Below are 16613 nucleotides of genomic sequence, written 5' to 3' on the forward strand. Positions count from 1 at the left end.
GGTTGCCCCAGGAGCATCATGGCCACCGATGTAAGGGGGTCATTTTTGGACGCCGATCACCCCGCTACGGGGTCACTTTTCCATGCCGGTTCACACATTGCGGGCACGCGCCTGATCCGCGAGTGGCAGGGCGTGGAGCATGTGGTCACCGTCACCGCGGACGGGTTCGAGTGGCAGGGGCGGCCCTACAAGTCGCTGTCCGCCATCGCCCGCGCCATCACCGGCACGAGGTGGAACGGGCTCGTGTTCTTCGGTCTCAAGAACCGGCGGAGGCGGACATGACCAAGCCGGTCGTCCGCAAGCAGCGCTGCGCGATCTACACTCGGAAATCCTCGGAGGAAGGGCTCGAGCAGGAGTTCAACTCCCTTCACGCCCAACGCGAGGCCTGCGAGGCGTTCATCGCCAGCCAACGATCCGAGGGCTGGGTGCCGGTCCGCGACCAGTATGATGACGGCGGCATCTCCGGCGGTACGCTCAAGCGCCCCGGCCTGCAGCGGCTGCTGGAGGACATCGAAGACAGGCTTGTAGATGTGGTCGTGGTCTACAAGATCGACCGGCTCAGCCGCTCGCTCGCCGACTTCGCCAAGCTGGTCGAGGTGTTCGACCGGAACGGCGTGACCTTCGTGTCCGTCACGCAGAGCTTCAACACGACCACGTCCATGGGGCGACTGACGCTCAACATCCTCCTGTCCTTCGCCCAGTTCGAGCGCGAGGTGACGGCCGAACGCATCCGCGACAAGGTCGCTGCGAGCAGAAAGAAAGGCATGTGGATGGGCGGCGTCCCGCCCTACGGCTACCGGGTGGAGAACCGGAAGCTGGTGGTCGACGAAGAAACCGCCGCGCATGTCCGCTGGATCTTCGCCCGGTTCCTCGAGATCGGGTCGGGGACGGAGCTCGCGCGCGAGGTCGCGAAGCGCGGCATCCGCACGCCCCGCGGCAACCGGATCGACAAGAAGTACCTGTATCGGATGCTCAGCAACCGCGCGTATATCGGCGAGGCGGTCCACAAGGGCGAGAGCTACCCGGGCGAGCACGACGCGATCATCGACCGCGAGACGTGGGAACGGGTGCATGCCATCCTGCAGGAGAGCCCGCGAAAGCGCGCCGCGCGCACCCGCGCCGAGACGCCCGCCTTGCTGAAGGGCCTGCTGTTCGGCCCAGACGGCGCGGCCTTCTCCCCGACGCATACCCGCAAGGGCGGGAAGCTCTATCGCTATTACGTTAGCCAGACCGTGCTGAAGCACGGCGCCGGATCGTGCCCGGTCGGCCGCGTGCCTGCGGGCGAGATCGAAGCTGCCGTCATCGACCGGCTTCGCGCCGTATTCCGCCAGCCCGAGATCGTGGCGGGGACCTGGAAGGCGGCGCGCGCCCACGCCGACATCACCGAGGTCGATGCCCGCGCGGCCCTTCAGCAGCTTGACCCGCTGTGGGACGAACTCTTCCCGGCCGAGCAGGCGCGCATCGTCGCGCTGCTGGTCGAGCGGGTCGACGTCGGCACGCAAGGGCTGAACGTCCGGCTCCGGGTCGACGGCCTCGGGAGCCTGGCTCGCGAGATGCTGACCGGGGGCATCGGAGAAGCGGCGTGACCCGCGGCACGCCGATCCCCGAGACGGTGACGCTCCGCGTGCCGTTCCGCGTCGTGAAGCGCGGCGGGCGGAAGGAAATGCATTTGCCGGAAGGCGCCACGCACTCGCGGCGGACCGACAACACGCTGGTCAAGGCGCTTGCCCGCGCCTTCCGCTGGAAGCGGATGCTCGAGTCGGGAGAGTTCGCCACCATCGCCGAACTTGCCGAGCGCGAGAGGATCGCGTCCTCCTACATGACCCGCGTCCTGCGGCTGACCCTGCTCGCGCCCGATATCGTCGAGGCGATCCTGGACGGGAAGCAGGGGCCAGAGGTCACGCTGGCGCGCGCGATAGAAACGTTTCCTATCGAGTGGGAGAAACAGCGCGTTCAGTTGTGCTGAACAAAACTCGACCGGGCCACTGAGCCGGACTGCACGGTCTACGCCGCCCAAGCGGGTCACTGCCCCTACCTATCCTCGTCAGAGAGCATTCCGTCGTCCGCGAAGCCCATTGCGCCTTCATAAAGATGCTGATCGAGAACGGCGAGCCGGAAACGCATAGCGATCCCGTCGTTCGGGGATTGCGCGAAACGATCGAATTCCAGAAGGTTGTAGTTGGCTTCCGCGATGTTCTCTTCGGCAACCTGCCGGTTTTGCTGCCGCTCCGCCTCGAAGGCATCGAACTGTGCCCTAGAGATCAAATCGGTTTGGGCGTCCGCCACAGCGGATTGGAAGAGCAAGAAATACAAGCTTATCATGCCGACGGATCGCAGCAGCGCATCATCGTCCGTGAAGGTGTCGGCCATGTAGTCCAGCACCTCTTCGACGATCGTCTTCAAATGCTCGACTTCCGCCCTTTTCGACTGGGCGTGATGCTCGAAGAAATTGTCCAAGTAGACCTTCTTTGTATCGGCCACGCTCTCACGGCTAGCCATCAAGAGCATCTTCGCGATGATATCGAAGTGCCGATAGCGGGCATTGCCGAACGGGATCTTATCGACAAAAAATCGATGCTGCGAAATCTCCCGCACCATCTGCGGCAATGGGCCTGGACGCGCATTTCTCTTCTCGGCGGCATTTAGAGGCATAGCTTCGTTCAAGCGCGAGAATAGATCCTCGATCAATTCAATATCGTCGGTATCGATTGTGATGACGTCCAGCGTAAAAGAGTCAAAATCCTGCTTTATGTCAGGAAATCGGCTCGCAAGTTCTCGATAGGTTAGACCCTTGAGATCAATTTCTTCATCATGCAGATACTTGAAATCAGAATCTAGCGCGAACTTATTCTCAATGAAATCGAATATTGCTTCCGTTCTTTGCTTCCCATCGATCATCGCATATTCGAAAGACTGATCCTCTTCGACGAGGGGTGTCTGGAATTTGTGAAGATACAGCTTCGGGACGTCGAACCCATTGATCATGGTGTCGATGAGAAGTCGTCTTTTCTCAAGCGTCCAAATGTCACCCTGCCGCTGATAGACGGGGTCCATCTTGATTCGGTCTCTCATCCGAAAAAGCGACCACGCAGAAGATCGCTGCATGCTGTTGATCTCGAATCTACTCATTGGAACATCTCCCGCGTATGCATTGCCAAAGTTTCCAGCTCTGGAAACAGCAGGAATTCATTGAAGCCGAGAAGGCGAAGTTCTCCACGCACGTTTGCTTTCTGCGCGGCCGGTATCACGAGGCGCCAGACGTGGTCGTGATTTGGCACTTCCTCCACAGCCATTCGTTGGCGGTGCATGATAGTAAAGGTCCCCGATTGGGCGATCATGCGTGTAGAGTTCCTGGGCCCGATGGCGGCAACGGGATGAAGCTCCGCTCCTTTGTCGTCACCGACTTTGTCTGGTAAGTAGTCATCAAGAACAGTGTCGATTCCGAAGGCGAGGATATCGCGATCGAATTTCCGTCGGTGGCCCGACTTCTTGTTGAGTTCCATTGGATCGAGACACCAGACGACCGCGTCGGTTTCCGTATTGTGGTTGCCCAACGCGAAATATAGCGCCACGAGTGGGCTCTCCGTCCAATCCAGGAGCCTTGTCAAGCCACGATGGTGCTGCATGAGGAATATCCACTCCCAGTCATCGCGAGGAACGCGTGCAAGGAACGCATCGGCATTCTGTTTGAAGCGCTTGATGGCCGGAAGCTCCTGATTCATCAGTCCCTCAGGGTAACCCTCGATTGGGCGAGCAATGTTCGGCAGTAGGGGCCATGCAACGTCTGTTTGACCGCGGAACCAGACCAGACCATCCTGGCAGGTATTCCGAAGCTCAGTAATGAACTCTCCGACTGATTGAATATTCCGGTCGCCGTGTCTCATCGTACGCCTCAAGTGATGGTGCGCGGTCAAAATCTCTCCACCATTTGTTGTGCCCCGACTCTGCAGCATGCGCAACTTTTGAAATTCTGTGGCGCGGTGCCCGATCGGGCCCGCTGTGACCCTCGACCTTCATCCGTCTAAGGCCAGAGCCGGGCAAGCACCCGTGCGTCGATCTTTGTGAACAGGCGTGCAATTTTGACCCCGTAGAGGGGTGATCGGCATCCAAAAATGACCCCCCTTACACTGACGTGGATGATGCCCCCGAGGTCATCGGGGAGCACGGTGTGGGATGTTGGTCGTGGAGACGATTGCGAAGATCCGGCGGGCGCATTTTCAGGACAAGAAGTCGATCAAGCAGATCTGTCGCGAACTACGGGTCTCGCGGAACACGGTGCGCAAGGTGATCCGGTCCGGGGTGACCGAATTGACCTACGAGCGCACGATCCAGCCGCTGCCGAAGATTGGCCCATGGACGGGTGAGCTCGATGACATGCTGGCGGCAAATGCCCGGAAGACGAAGCGTGAGAGGCTGACCCTTATCCGGATCTTCGAGGAGCTGCGGGCTCGCGGATACGACGGCGGCTACGATGCAGTTCGGCGATATGCAGCGTCTTGGAACAGGGAGGAACGAGAGGCGTCTGCGGCCGCCTATGTCCCACTAACCTTCGATCCAGGCGAGGCCTACCAGTTCGACTGGAGCCACGAGATCGTGGTGATCGATGGCGCGACGACCACGGTGAAGGTGGCACATGTCCGCCTGTGTCACAGCCGGATGCTGTTCGTGCGTGCCTATCCCCGCGAGACGCAGGAGATGGTCTTCGACGCCCACGACAAGGCCTTCGCCTTCTTCGGGGGCACCTGCACGCGGGGCATCTACGACAACATGAAGACCGCGGTCGACACGATCTTCGTGGGCCGTGACCGTGCCTACAACCGGCGCTTCCAGCAAATGTGCGGGCATTACCTCGTCGATCCCGTCGCTTGCACCCCGGCCTCGGGTTGGGAGAAGGGCCAGGTCGAGAACCAGGTCGGTGTGGTGCGGCGACGGTTCTTCGTGCCGCGCCCCAAGTTCAAGAGCTACGCCGAGCTCAATGCCTGGCTCGAGGATCGTTGTGTTGCCTGGGCCAGGGCCAATTCGCACCAGGAGCTTCGGGATCGAACGATCTGGGAAGTGTTCCAGGACGAGCGCGCGCGTCTTGTGCCCTACGTTGGCCCGTTCGACGGCTTCCATTCCGTGCCGGCGTCGGTCTCGAAGACCTGCCTCGTCCGGTTCGACAAGAACCGCTACTCCGTGGATGGCCGCGCCGTTGGTCGACCTGTCGAGATCCGAGCCTATGCCGAGCGGATCGAGTTCTGGCAGGACGGCAAGATCGTGGGGCTGCACGCCCGAGCCTTCGGACGCGACAAGGCCATCTACGACCCGCTGCACTACATTCCGGTTCTGTCTCGCAAGCCAGGCGCCCTCCGGAATGGCGCCCCCTTCAAGGACTGGGACCTGCCGTCGGCAATCAGGCGTGTGCAGCGCAAGCTTGGCAAGGTTCCGAACGGCGACCGGCAGATGGTCCAGATCCTGAGCATGATCCCAATCGATGGGCTGGATGCGGTGGACGCTGCCTGTGCCGAGGCCCTGAACGAAGGGGTTCCCGCGGCCTCGGTCGTCATCAACATCCTGGCCCGACATCGGGAGCCGACCCCGCCACTGACCATCGATACGCCGGCCGCACTGCGACTGACCTGCGAGCCCGTGGCCGATTGCAAACGCTACGACAGCCTCAGGAGGCCCAACCATGGAAAGATCACAGGTGCTGGACGCGATGAGCCAGCTGAAGCTCTACGGCATGAAGGCCGCCTACGATGAGATCATCACCACGGCGGTAAAGCGTCAGCACGAACCGCAACAGATCGTCGGCGACCTGCTGAACGCCGAGATCAGCGAGAAGCAGGTGCGCTCGATCAAATACCAGATGACGATCGCGAAGCTGCCACTGGCAAAAGAGATCGATGAGTTCAGCTTCGAGGACACGCCGGTCAACGAGACGCTGGTGCGCGATCTGGCCGCCGGGGAATTCCTTGAGCATCAGCGTAACCTCGTCCTTATCGGCGGCACCGGGACCGGCAAATCCCATCTCGCCGTCAGCATCGCCCGGGCCTGTATCCGGCGCGGCAAGCGGGGGCGCTTCTTCAACGTCGTGGACCTGGTGAACAAGCTCGATGCCGAAGCCCGTGCCGATCGACAGGGGCGCACTGCAGACCTGTTGTGCCGTCTCGACTTCCTGATCCTCGACGAACTCGGCTATCTCCCCTTCGCTCAAACCGGAGGCCAGCTGCTGTTCCATCTCATCAGCCGCCTCTACGAGCGCAGCTCGATCATCGTGACGACCAATCTCGACTTCGGGGAATGGCCTTCGGTCTTCGGCGACGCCAAGATGACCACTGCGCTGCTCGACCGACTGACCCATCACTGCGACATCGTCGAAACCGGCAACGAGAGCTGGCGCTTCAAGACCCGCGAATGACCAAGAACCCGCTGGCCCGATACGGCTGCGCTGTATGGGGGCTCCACCGCATCGGGCCAGCTACCCATGCGCAAAAGGGGGTCATTTTTGGATGCCGATAGGGGGTCAGGATTGCGCGCCGATTGACATCGATCTTCCCCGTCATTGTCTTGGTTCGCGTAATCAGATGCACCTAGAACGGGTTCGCCACGGCGATTCACCCGACCTTCGCCGCAGGAATCTCCAGTGCCGCAGTCGCGTTGCCAGTCGCCTCGACCACCACGCGGTCGGTCGGATGCGGTGTCGCTGCGAACGTCTCGAGATGATCCAGTGTCACCTCGACCCGCCCTAGACACCGGTACGCTCCGTCCTCGAGAGCCACCGCTTCAGCGAACACGCGGTGGGTGTCCAAACCAATGATCCGCGTATCTGCCTCCACAGCCATGGAACGGAACCGCGGGGTACCGGTCATCTTCAGATCCGCGCTCTCGGCACATCTGGGCGCACTGCAGGAGCGACCACATAGCGTCACTGGCTCGCAGCCCAGGGACGTTGCTCGATCTGCACGCATTCACGTGCTCGCGCTGCCCCATTCCCCTGATGATTGCATCATAGCGCCGGCTCAGAGAGACAGGCGGGGACCGAGGCACCGACGCGATCATACCGGATAACGGCAAAGTTAATCTCTACTGCCAGGAGCTTCCAACCTAGAAGAGGTTCCCGCACCACGAAGCATGCTTGATTTCGGGCTTGCTTGTTTCACTCCGTTGACTCGAAGCAGCGGGTCATAAAGAAGCAGGATGCTCCACAAGGGCCCTCACTGCCAGCTTCTAGACCAGCACTAGATGATCAACTAGGGTCAAGGTTCTCTCTGCAATCGCGCGAGACAGAGGCGCATGGATAGTAAGAAATGTACGACCCTCTAGATACGGTCAACTTGGCAGCAAGTATTGCTTGCGAGCTCTTTCGACAGGAGGAGCGCCCTCTCACAAAGGTCGAGATTAATGCAATATCCGACAGCGGCGGCATTTACGCGATATTCTATCGAGGAGCCGTCAAGCCTTACCGGCTCTATAAACACCTGAATCGCAGCGCCGGAATATTGCCGATTTATGTTGGAAAGGCTGCAGAGAGCGCAACCGTGAATGGTCTTCAAGACTTTCGAAGCGGGCCTGGATCAAACAGTGTCAAGAAACGGCTTCAAATACACAGGAGGAAGATTGACAGCTTTTTAACTGGCGCCATTCCGATTCAGACTTCAGACTTTTCTTTTAGATTCCTTGGCTTGCCTGACGCTCATGTATCAATGGCTGAAGCCGGTTTGATTACATTCCTAAGCCCAATTTGGAATGGGGCAGGCTTTGGGAGTAATGCACCGGGTGGAGGTCGCCCCGGGAAGCTGCCCCCAAACTGGCTAGGATTGGCACATGGACCCGGTGCGCCCGGACTGTCACGATCTCAGAAAGATGACATTAGGTCTAAAATTTCGGAACAAGCAAGAAAGGTCCTACGAAAGCAGAATGACCCACGGCTCGAGGGGGCTAGGTCAGCCATCCTTATTGCAGCAAGGGCTTAAGAACCTACCACGCCATCGAAGCCGAACTCTGATGTTCTAGGCTGCGCTGAGCTTGTCGCGGACGCCAGATGCGACGATCCGGGCTAGCTGGCAGGGCACGGCGTTACCGAGCTGCCGCATTGTCTCAGTCCAAGAGCCGTGGAACACCATGTCGTCCGGGAAGGTTTGCAGGCGAGCGCTCTCTCGAATCGTAAAATAGCGCACCGAGCCATCCGTCCTGCGCAGCATGTTCTCGCCCCCAGGAACACCGTGCACGCCCGCCTTCAGCGTCTTGGCGGGCTCGTCCAGAGGGCTTCCCGTGTGGCCAGCATAGGATCGGGCGCCGGGCTGGAACCTGTGGTCATGAAAGCCGCGCGCCGTGCCCGGTGCATGTTCGGGATCCGGAAGATCGGAAATCGCGTCGCGCACGGTCAGCCACGGCTCGTCCAGAGGTCGTTCCGCGATCTTCAGGGCCCGCGCCTTGGCTGCGCCACCTTCCGGCCGGTTCTTGCGAGCGACGCGGTGCAAGTCCCAATAGACCTCGTCGCGCCACTGCGACCAGAGCAGCGCGTCTCGCGAGTGTGTCGGCTTCGGGAAGTGCCACTCGATCCCGGTGTCCGCGCGGAAACCGACAAGGAAGACGCGCTCGCGCCGCTGGGGAACGCCATAATTTGCCGAGTTCAGGACCCGCATCACAACCCGATAGCGCAGGCGCTTCTCTGTCCCCTTGGTGTGGTGGTCCTCGAGGCGCGCGAGGTGCGCCAGCCATTCCTCGTCCCTCTTGCCGACCAGATCGGGATAGGTCAGCTGCAAGCGGATGTACTCGAGGTAGTTCGCAAAGCTGCTGCGCGTGAGCCCCTTCACATTCTCGAAGATGAAGGCTCTCGGTCGAAGTTCGCGCACGGCGCGGATCGCCTGCGGGAACATGTCCCTGCCGTCGAGGAACGCCCGGTGGCGTCCGCCCATCGAGAACGGCTGACATGGCGGTCCGCCCGTCACCAAGTCAACGGAGCCGTCCACCGTGCCGAAATCGAACTGCCGAACGTCGCCCTCGTGGATCGGCCAGTGCGCGATCGGATCGAGGCAACGTTCCTTGTTCTCGCGAAGGGTATCGCAGGCCCAGCGGTCCCAGTCCATGACGGCGGCCGGTCGGAAGCCCGCTTGGCTGACGCCGATCCCGAGGCCCCCAGCGCCCACGAACAGTTCGACCGATCTCATCATCCCAGGAACTCCCCAATCCGTGCCTGTAATTTCTCTCGGTTTTTCGTCTGGCATTCCCAGATTATCAGGACGTCCCATCCGAGCTCCCCAAGCAGGACGATGTTACGCTCATCCCGTTCTCTATTTGTTTCCAACTTTGGGCCCCAAAAGTCCAGCTTCGATTTTGGAAGCCTAGCTAGCTTGCAGTCCGGGTCCAGGTGCCGGTGCCAGAAGCAGCCGTGCACAAGGATCACCTTCCGACGCGACGGGAAGACGAGGTCCGGCGAACCGGGAAGGTCGCGACGGTGCAGCCTGTAGCGATACCCCATGCTATGCGCCAAACGGCGCACCAGCATCTCGGGCTTGGTGTCTCGGCCGCGAACCCGACTCATTCGTTCGCTTCGTTGTTCTGGCGTCAGGATGTCCATGTGTAACCGTAGCCCAACACGCTACAATAATCGAGACAGTGTAAGTTCGGGCCCTGTGAGTTAGTCCAACCAAATCAGGCGCTTGATCAGAAGTCTTTCCGCTGCGCTCTCGACAACCGCTCGCTGTGAAGCCAACGCGAACTTCGCTGCGGCTTCAGTCAGCACGGCTGCGTATGGCTGACCTTCCATGAACGCACGCTCATGAAGAGCCATCAACGTCGCTTTCCAGTCGGAAGCTTTGCTCCAGGCAATCTGGCGGCCATCCACAAGGAGGCAGCCGTGCGGCTTGATGAATGTCGTCGACACGACAACGTCCTCATCAAGACCGAGGACCCTGAAAGCGCGGGCAGGGCTGGCTGATGCCTCCCTAGTGTAAGACTTGAGAAGCGTGTCCTTGATGTAAACTCGGACCTTTCGTGGGTCCATGTACTGACCCAACTTCCCACCAACTGTTTCGGTCTCGGTCCACATTGAGTAGTACCGCGATTTGTCGGCGGCCGAGAGCGCCGACCAATTAAGCCGATCGGCTTCAGCCCACAATCGCTCCTTGATCTCTCGCCGGATGCTGGCCGGCACGCTCATTGCACCCCTCCAGGCTGCGGTACTGTAGGGAATTCAAACTGTGGGATCTCAAGCTGCGCGTCTCCCTCGCGCAAAATCAGGTCAGCTTGATCCTTCATCCATTCAAGCATAAAGTTGCCTGCCGAGGTATCGCGGAAATTGATGAGATTGTGTCCGAGCGGCAGCCTTTCCAAGGGGCCGACGGAGGCTTTCTCGAGTTCAATTACTTCCGCTACTCGGCGGAGATCGGTCACGAAATCCATTACGATCACCTTGTCTTTCCCATGACTCAGGCGGAGCCCACGCCCGAGTTGCTGGACAAAGATCCGACGACTGTGCGTCGCGCGCATGAAAACGACGAGATCGACATCAGGCACATCGACGCCTTCATTGAACAAGTCGATACTGGCTAGGACATCAATATCCCCTCGCCGAAACATCGCCATTAGTCGATCCCGCTCACGGGCTTCCTGCCTTGAGGAGATCGCCTCAGCACGCAACCCGTAGCCACGAAGCGTTCCCGCGAAGCTCTCGGCGTGATCGACCGTTGGAGAGAATACAATCCCACCCCGCCGCTTCTCGCCGCCGAACACTTCGACGATGTGCCTGGCCGCCTCTTCGTCTCGAGTCGGCATCAGAAGCTTCTTGTTAAGCTGGTTCAGGGAATAGTTGTGCGACGAAATTTCCTGTACGAAACCCCAGTCGATATTATCCGCCAGCAATCGGTAGTCGACCTCACTAAGGTACTTCTGCCTTAAGCCGTCCGATATTCCGAGCCGGACGAGTGGCTTACCCAATAGTTCGTCAATGTCGAAGCCATCTCCGCGCCACGGCGTGGCCGTTGCGCCACCAACCATAGGTGGTTCCAGCGCATCGAGGGCACGCCGGAAACTAGTGGAACCGATATGATGTGCTTCGTCGATAAGCACCAAGCCAAAGCTTGGCAAATCATCGACACGTCCAATAACGCTCTGGACTGTTGCAAAGGTGATCCCGTCGTAGAACGATGGGGTCTCATCGCCCGAAAGCATATGCGTAGGAACCCACTTTGGCAGCTGATGCCAAAATCCAAACTGCAATTGCCGAATGAGCTCACGCTTATCGGCAAGAACAAGCACCCGATTGTCACGTATTAGGCCATCTCGATAAAGGTCGGCGACAACTTCCGCCATAACAACCGTTTTACCCAAACCCGTCGCCAGTACAACTTGAGCGCGTCCGGTGTCCGTGAGGCCCTCCCGAAATTTACTAACTGCCTCTTGCTGATAGGGCCGGAGTTCGCGCCTCGATTTCGCGTACTCTGGTACTTCTTGTGATAGGTGTGCAAGCCGAGCAGGATCCAGTAGTTCGACATTAATTCCGATCCGGCGATAACGCTCGATTTCGGCCTGGACACCACCACCGATTGCACGGGAAGTTGCAAGGAGCATTCGGTTAGCGCCATAGTAGGTTCCCGAGTCGACGACCTCCTGGACCGCCTGCTTCGTAGGCGGGGAAGTCGTGGTGTGCTTGCACTGCACCACCCAGATTTCGCCATTCTTGACGCCTACGACATCTGCTCCCTGATCGCCCGAACCGCCAACAACGCGCACGTCATCAAAGCCTGCATGCATCAAGAGCCGGGCAACATCGCGCTCGAACGCTTGCCACGGACCACGCAGGAGTCGTCGGTCGTCGAGGAAGTGCTTCATGCAGACGCCTCAACATCTGGCTTAAGTAACTCGAGGGACATGACAGCTCGAATGATCTCACTACGAGTGCTGCTGGAAAGATCCCCGCTGTCCTGCTTGGAGAGCCAAATCGTGTCGTCAATAAGTGCAGTATAACGCGCCAACACGCTCGCACGTGCTTCGGCGGTGATCTGCGGATCGCCATAATCTAAGTCGGCATAAGCAGCATCCCAGATCTTCCCGTCGAAGCAGAGGTCGGGTCGTTTTTCAACTACCATCCGGATGATTTCGAACGGCCCCGCAACGAGGAAGCTGCCGTTGACAGTTGCCTCAGACGGCTTGATCTTTTTTGCTGCCAGCGCGCGCATTACAGCAGTCTGCTCTTGCACGCCCAAGTCGTTGAAAAGGGCCGCCCGCTCCGCCTCGGGACAAGCCGACACAAGACAACGCGCCACATCAGTCAGGACCGTCGCTGCGCTATTAGGCAATGCCTTAAGGTCAAGAGCTGTCTCTTCGCCATAAGCGCTGCGGAAGTCTGCAAAAATTCGGGCAAAGTTGGGTTCTTGGCTCGAGTTGCGGGTCTGGTCCACAGTCATGTACGCAAGTTGCGCAAGAAGCGCGTCTTGCGGCGTCATCGTTATTGATTCAAAAGTTGAGTGCCCAGGATTGAAAAGATAATGATAAGTCTTTGTCGGGACGTCGCCCAAGACCATTGTCCACGGAGCATCTGCGGGCAACCCGGGATCCTTGGCTTCGACCTCATACGCGACAACATTCCATTTTATTCCCGTCCCGCCATGATGATAGCGGCGGCTGAGGAGTGGCGCTTCGCGCCGCGGCGGCGGCGCGGGCTTGGCTGGGGCAGTCGGAGTGACTGGGGCGGGCTCGGGAGCGGTGCCACCGGATGGTTCGCCGCCAAGGAGTCCTGGCGGGAGTCCTCCACCGCCGCCAGACGAGGGTTCGTTGCCGCTCGCGCCACCTCCGCTCGTTCCGTAGAGCAACTCACGGTCGGCGGCCTCAACCAACTCCCACCACTTGCTGTCGTCCTGATAGTCAGGATTGCCATCGTGGAAGGCGCTGACCATTTCGACTGCGCGAGCGTTGTCCTTCACGATCAGAATTCGACCGTAAGCGCCTGCCGTCTTGGACTGAGGACTTGTCCGCCGGAAGGCTTTGAAGAGCTGAAAGAGCGGTGACTCGTTCGGGCCATACCCAAGATCCTTGGCCTTCTCCGGACGGAGAGGCCCCTCTCCGCGGATGACTCGATGCATCTCGTCCCATGTTGGGTCAGCTCTGTCGAAGCGGTCCTTCGCATAGCTAACCCGGCAGTGATCGATGTGGATCTCGCCGACAATCCGCCCACGGTTCCGTTGATCATCGATCGGGTATTCCCGCTCTTCGCTTTCCCCATCATTCCAAGAGAACAAATCCTTGTTCGCGATCTCGATCTTTCGACCGTTTCGGATGAAATCGATCCCAAATTCAGACTGATCGAGATACCGCTGAATCCCCAGCCAGCCTGTTACCTTCCGCTCGCGTTTAACTACGGAGTTCACTGTCTCGCAGTGGGGGCAGGATCCGCCAACCTCCGCTTCGACAAGCCAACTCATGCAATTGATACAATAAAGTCGGTCAGCCAGCGCGTGGTTGATGCGGATGACCGCAGGAATAGTCGTACCGCCAGGACCTGGCACAACCCTGTCCTCATTCCACAGGCAATGGCGTCTTGCCTCGACCCGCTTGTGGTTCACGTAGAGCTCAAAGCTGATCGGAACGCCATTCGGTCGGAGCATTGAGGAATAGGCTTGCGCGAGCCGCTTGCGCATCGCCGTCTGGTTCGCGTTCTTCGCAAGCCATTTTCGCTGTTCGGGCTTCAGCTGTTTGATCGTGATCTCGGTTCCGTGCTGGTCAGGGTCTGCTTTCGCGCGCGACAAGCGCGGCGTTTTAAAGTGACGCTGCTGGCGCAACTTGTCGAAATCGATTTGGAGACCGTGCCACTCGCGCTCGCCTTTGCGCGTAGTCCAAACCTCGGTGACCGATCCAAGCCGGGCCGTGGCGATATTGAAGCCCATGCCAAACAACCCAAGGCTGTCGATCGGGTTGTTGCCCGACCACCCGGCTCGTACGGCACGCTCCAGCATGTCCGGTGTCATGCCCGGGCCATTATCGATGATCCGAAGGGTCGCGGCCGGAGCGTCTGCTTGCGGCAGGTGGACATCCACCTTCGCACCAGCGATCGAGCTTCCAGCGCGACTCTCCTTCAGGAAGCCGTCAACAGCGTTGTCGACGAGTTCCGCGACGCAGCGCCACTGGTCGATGTTGATCTCGCCGAGCATCGGCAAGACGCGGGGATCCGGCTCGAGATTGAAGTCGCTTGCTTCCTGCCGACCGTCCGCATCGATGCTCGCCATTACACATGTTCCCCACTAACCTAAGGAAATCCATCCAGTATCTCCGTACGATATGGAGGCCCAAGGGTGAACACAAGCGAGGGAAGAACACTTGTCGGCACGTCCCCCTGTTCCACCAAGCTCGGAACTCGAAAACTACTTCGAGCGCATGCGACCGACATTGGACGAAACGATCGACAGGCTTGGTGCAGCTCGCTTCAGGGAAGATCCAATCGCAGGGAGGAAGTACTCGCGAGCAACGTCGATCATCAGCTCGGCCTACAAGCGGCATGGCGCGATCCTCCAACGGGCTCTCCTCGAACGACTGAAAGACTGTGCTCGTCTGCGGGTATGGACAGAGGACGACTTCAAGCTGTCGCATGAGTCCCTACGTCAGGTCCGCGTTGCCGAACGGCTCGACTCCTTGTTGCAAGCGCAGCTTCCGTACGGAGATCGCGAGCGCTCTGTGCGCGTCGACATCCTGGTCTTCGACGAGGCACGCCACTCGATTAACGCGTACAATGTGAAGCGCGGCAACGGCTCATACGACGGCGGCAAGCGTCGGATCATCCACGAGGAACTCGTACGCACACAGATGCTTCTTTCCGACTATGGCCGCGGGAGCGGGTTCGTGTCGGAGACCAGCCATGCCCACATCATCTTCTACTACGGCCTTCTATCGTTGCCACCGCCACTTGCGATCTCTGGTGACGACCTCGACGAGCATTTTCAGTTTCCTGTTCGTGAGGCGATTGAGTTCGTGAACGCCTACTTCGTTGCTCGTCTAACAGAGTTAATCGAGCAGGAAGATTAGCCTGCACGCGCAGCCTTTTTTGCTCCGCCGTTGTTCGATCCCGGTTCCATTTGAGGCGGATGGGCCTGACATCGAAAGCAACCTTGATCACGGTAAACTATTGTTCACGAACAGGAGCTTACAAGAAATTCACCAAACCCGCGCAGTCATGAGGTCAGGAGAATACTGGCCCCGAGAGAACGCTTCCAGGCCTTCTGGCTAGGCGGCCAGTGCTCAGCCCCTCCCGCATAACCCTCGAATACAACGGAAAAATCCGGCCGCAGCCGGATGGGGAGAACGCTTTCGAGAGGGCAAGTGGCGGAGGAGGTGGGATTCGAACCCACGGTGCGCTTGAACGCACGCCGGTTTTCAAGACCGGTGCAATCGACCACTCTGCCACTCCTCCGGGCGCTCAGGGCCTTACGCAAGCGGGGGCGATTCGGGAAGGCGGGGCGGGGCGCGGCGGCGGCACGGTGTCGCGCTGCGGCCAGGGGCGGGCAAATCCGCCCAGACGGGCGGCGGCGTCTTTCATCGCGCGCGTCCGGGCTGTAACGTCCCGGCCAATCAGGCGCGGCTGCGGCCGCGATGCAGGCAGGTGCCGATCCGACAGGCGATGGAGAGGGCGGGGTCCGGCAGGGCCCGCGCGGATCCGCGGCGCAGGGGGCGGCCAAGACCCGAGGGGGCAGGATGGGAACGATGTCGACATTCCGGTCGGGACGGCCGGCCGGGCGCGCGCGGCGCGCCTCCGCGCTCGTGGCGCTGCTGGCGGCAGGCGCGCTGGCCGGCTGCGAGGACGGGCTCTCGATGCCCTTCGGCGAGGGCGAATCCGCGGCCGCGACCGGCGGCCAGAGCGTCGAGCTGGTCGAGCGCGACGTCGAGGCGCCTGAGATCTTCCAGGTGACCGAGCCCGGGGTCTGGGACGGTCGTCCCTCCTTCGGCGGGGTCTGGGTCGCGCATCCCGATGTCGGCGATCCCGGCCGCGTCATCATCCGCAACACCGAGACCGGCGATTTCGTGATCGGCGCCCTGTTCCGCCGCGAGCGGGAGAATCCGGGCCCCGCGCTGCAGGTCTCCTCCGAGGCGGCGGCGGCGCTCGGCATGCTCGCCGGGGCGCCGGCGACGCTCAACGTCACCGCCCTGCGCCGCGAGGAGGCGTCGAGCCCCGAGCCGACCGAGGCGACCGCCCCCGAGGCGGTGCTGGGAGAGGACGGGGCGGAGGGCGCCGCGATGGACGCGCCGGGCGAGGTGACGACCAGCGCGCTGGCCCCCGCGGGCGCGACGGAGCCCGGAACGACCCCCGCCCCCGCCCCCGCCCCCGCCCCCGCGGCGGATCCGGCGCCGCCCCCGGCGCCGGCCGCCCCCGCCCCCGCAACGGCCGCCTCCGACCTGTCGCGCCCCTATGTCCAGCTCGGCATCTTTTCGGTCGAGGAGAACGCCTCGGGCGCGGAGGCCCGGATGGCCGATCTCGGCCTGCCCACCCGCGTGGTGCGCGAGGAAAGCGGCGGGCGCAGCTACTGGCGCGTGCTCGTCGGGCCCGCCGGAAGCGAGAGCGAGCGCGCCGGCTTCCTGTCGCAGGTGACCGGTGCCGGTTTCGCCGACGCCTACCCGGTCCGCAACTGATCCGATCCAAGGGGATG

At 60.7% G+C, this 16613-nt stretch carries 15 protein-coding genes, 1 tRNA gene and 1 pseudogene; 8 read left to right on the forward strand and 9 right to left on the reverse strand.

Going from position 1 to position 16613, the window contains the following annotated elements; genetic code table 11:
• From BUE30_RS18265 to BUE30_RS15145, 3 genes are all read left to right on the forward strand, one after another.
• On the forward strand, positions 1 to 282 hold a 282-nt coding region (locus BUE30_RS18265; protein WP_425303936.1), incomplete at its 5' end, for a DUF2924 domain-containing protein.
• The gene (locus BUE30_RS15140) at positions 279 to 1586 is read left to right on the forward strand and encodes a recombinase family protein (RefSeq protein ID WP_073333077.1); all 1308 of its coding nucleotides are present in this window, start codon (positions 279 to 281) and stop codon (positions 1584 to 1586) included. The genes BUE30_RS18265 and BUE30_RS15140, both read left to right, overlap by 4 nt.
• The gene (locus tag BUE30_RS15145; protein ID WP_073333081.1) at positions 1583 to 1966 is read left to right on the forward strand and encodes a hypothetical protein; all 384 of its coding nucleotides are present in this window, start codon (positions 1583 to 1585) and stop codon (positions 1964 to 1966) included. The genes BUE30_RS15140 and BUE30_RS15145 overlap by 4 nt, the downstream gene beginning before the upstream one ends.
• Before the next feature lie 65 nt (positions 1967 to 2031).
• Here the strand turns inward: BUE30_RS15145 and BUE30_RS15150 are convergent, their stop codons facing one another.
• Positions 2032 to 3129: a DUF262 domain-containing protein gene (locus BUE30_RS15150; RefSeq protein ID WP_073333085.1), complete on the reverse strand. Its 1098-nt coding sequence runs from the start codon at positions 3127 to 3129 to the stop codon at positions 2032 to 2034.
• Complete coding sequence (locus tag BUE30_RS15155; protein WP_083601418.1) at positions 3126 to 3953, reverse strand: FRG domain-containing protein; 828 nt, start codon at positions 3951 to 3953, stop codon at positions 3126 to 3128. Before BUE30_RS15155 ends, BUE30_RS15150 begins: the two co-directional genes overlap by 4 nt.
• Before the next feature lie 220 nt (positions 3954 to 4173).
• Between BUE30_RS15155 and istA the strand changes: the two genes are divergently transcribed.
• Both istA and istB read left to right on the forward strand, forming a co-directional pair.
• Entirely contained in the window at positions 4174 to 5742 is a 1569-nt protein-coding gene (gene istA / locus BUE30_RS15160; RefSeq protein ID WP_073333093.1) for an IS21 family transposase, read from the forward strand.
• A complete protein-coding gene (istB, locus tag BUE30_RS15165) occupies positions 5672 to 6400 on the forward strand; it encodes an IS21-like element ISPkr1 family helper ATPase IstB (RefSeq protein WP_083601419.1) in 729 nt (242 codons plus the stop codon). Before istA ends, istB begins: the two co-directional genes overlap by 71 nt.
• A gap of 199 nt (positions 6401 to 6599) precedes the next feature.
• Here istB and BUE30_RS15170 read toward each other — a convergent pair.
• Positions 6600 to 6824, reverse strand: a pseudogene (locus BUE30_RS15170) (hypothetical protein); the annotation flags it as partial.
• A 465-nt stretch (positions 6825 to 7289) separates the two neighbouring features.
• Between BUE30_RS15170 and BUE30_RS18270 the strand changes: the two are divergent.
• On the forward strand, positions 7290 to 7955 hold the full coding sequence (locus BUE30_RS18270; RefSeq protein WP_073333106.1) for an Eco29kI family restriction endonuclease: 666 nt from the start codon (positions 7290 to 7292) through the stop codon (positions 7953 to 7955).
• A gap of 36 nt (positions 7956 to 7991) precedes the next feature.
• Here the strand turns inward: BUE30_RS18270 and BUE30_RS15180 are convergent, their stop codons facing one another.
• The 5 genes from BUE30_RS15180 to BUE30_RS15200 are packed head-to-tail and all read right to left on the reverse strand — an operon-like array spanning position 7992 to position 14204.
• A complete protein-coding gene (locus BUE30_RS15180; protein ID WP_083601420.1) occupies positions 7992 to 9155 on the reverse strand; it encodes a DNA cytosine methyltransferase in 1164 nt (387 codons plus the stop codon).
• Complete coding sequence (locus BUE30_RS15185; RefSeq protein WP_073333110.1) at positions 9152 to 9562, reverse strand: very short patch repair endonuclease; 411 nt, start codon at positions 9560 to 9562, stop codon at positions 9152 to 9154. The genes BUE30_RS15180 and BUE30_RS15185 overlap by 4 nt, the downstream gene beginning before the upstream one ends.
• A gap of 60 nt (positions 9563 to 9622) precedes the next feature.
• Positions 9623 to 10144, reverse strand: a complete 522-nt coding sequence (locus tag BUE30_RS15190) for a hypothetical protein (RefSeq protein ID WP_073333113.1) — start codon at positions 10142 to 10144, stop codon at positions 9623 to 9625.
• The gene (locus tag BUE30_RS15195) at positions 10141 to 11814 is read right to left on the reverse strand and encodes a DEAD/DEAH box helicase family protein (protein WP_073333117.1); all 1674 of its coding nucleotides are present in this window, start codon (positions 11812 to 11814) and stop codon (positions 10141 to 10143) included. Before BUE30_RS15195 ends, BUE30_RS15190 begins: the two co-directional genes overlap by 4 nt.
• Entirely contained in the window at positions 11811 to 14204 is a 2394-nt protein-coding gene (locus BUE30_RS15200) for an ATP-binding protein (protein WP_083601421.1), read from the reverse strand. The genes BUE30_RS15195 and BUE30_RS15200 overlap by 4 nt, the downstream gene beginning before the upstream one ends.
• A gap of 91 nt (positions 14205 to 14295) precedes the next feature.
• Between BUE30_RS15200 and BUE30_RS17625 the strand changes: the two genes are divergently transcribed.
• Positions 14296 to 14997: a hypothetical protein gene (locus tag BUE30_RS17625; protein WP_139300582.1), complete on the forward strand. Its 702-nt coding sequence runs from the start codon at positions 14296 to 14298 to the stop codon at positions 14995 to 14997.
• 295 nt (positions 14998 to 15292) lie between these two features.
• On the opposite strand, the gene BUE30_RS15210 is transcribed toward BUE30_RS17625, so the two are convergent.
• A tRNA-Ser gene (locus tag BUE30_RS15210) sits at positions 15293 to 15382 on the reverse strand.
• A 290-nt stretch (positions 15383 to 15672) separates the two neighbouring features.
• On the opposite strand from BUE30_RS15210, the gene BUE30_RS15215 reads away from it, so the two are divergent.
• Entirely contained in the window at positions 15673 to 16596 is a 924-nt protein-coding gene (locus BUE30_RS15215) for an SPOR domain-containing protein (RefSeq protein ID WP_073333127.1), read from the forward strand.
• The last annotated feature ends 17 nt before the right edge of the window (positions 16597 to 16613 follow it).

Source organism: Wenxinia saemankumensis (genome assembly GCF_900141735.1).
Lineage (GTDB): Bacteria > Pseudomonadota > Alphaproteobacteria > Rhodobacterales > Rhodobacteraceae > Wenxinia > Wenxinia saemankumensis.

Bases quoted from the DNA above. Each gene is read 5' to 3' on its own strand.
- BUE30_RS15190 (WP_073333113.1), bottom strand. From the start codon at position 10,144: ATGAGCGTGCCGGCCAGCATCCGGCGAGAGATCAAGGAGCGATTGTGG.
- BUE30_RS15185 (WP_073333110.1), bottom strand. From the start codon at position 9,562: ATGGACATCCTGACGCCAGAACAACGAAGCGAACGAATGAGTCGGGTT.
- BUE30_RS15195 (WP_073333117.1), bottom strand. From the start codon at position 11,814: ATGAAGCACTTCCTCGACGACCGACGACTCCTGCGTGGTCCGTGGCAA.
- BUE30_RS15140 (WP_073333077.1), top strand. From the start codon at position 279: ATGACCAAGCCGGTCGTCCGCAAGCAGCGCTGCGCGATCTACACTCGG.
- istA (WP_073333093.1), top strand. From the start codon at position 4,174: ATGTTGGTCGTGGAGACGATTGCGAAGATCCGGCGGGCGCATTTTCAG.
- BUE30_RS15150 (WP_073333085.1), bottom strand. From the start codon at position 3,129: ATGAGTAGATTCGAGATCAACAGCATGCAGCGATCTTCTGCGTGGTCG.
- BUE30_RS15200 (WP_083601421.1), bottom strand. From the start codon at position 14,204: ATGGCGAGCATCGATGCGGACGGTCGGCAGGAAGCAAGCGACTTCAAT.
- BUE30_RS15155 (WP_083601418.1), bottom strand. From the start codon at position 3,953: ATGCTGCAGAGTCGGGGCACAACAAATGGTGGAGAGATTTTGACCGCG.
- istB (WP_083601419.1), top strand. From the start codon at position 5,672: ATGGAAAGATCACAGGTGCTGGACGCGATGAGCCAGCTGAAGCTCTAC.
- BUE30_RS15180 (WP_083601420.1), bottom strand. From the start codon at position 9,155: ATGATGAGATCGGTCGAACTGTTCGTGGGCGCTGGGGGCCTCGGGATC.
- BUE30_RS18270 (WP_073333106.1), top strand. From the start codon at position 7,290: ATGTACGACCCTCTAGATACGGTCAACTTGGCAGCAAGTATTGCTTGC.
- BUE30_RS15215 (WP_073333127.1), top strand. From the start codon at position 15,673: ATGTCGACATTCCGGTCGGGACGGCCGGCCGGGCGCGCGCGGCGCGCC.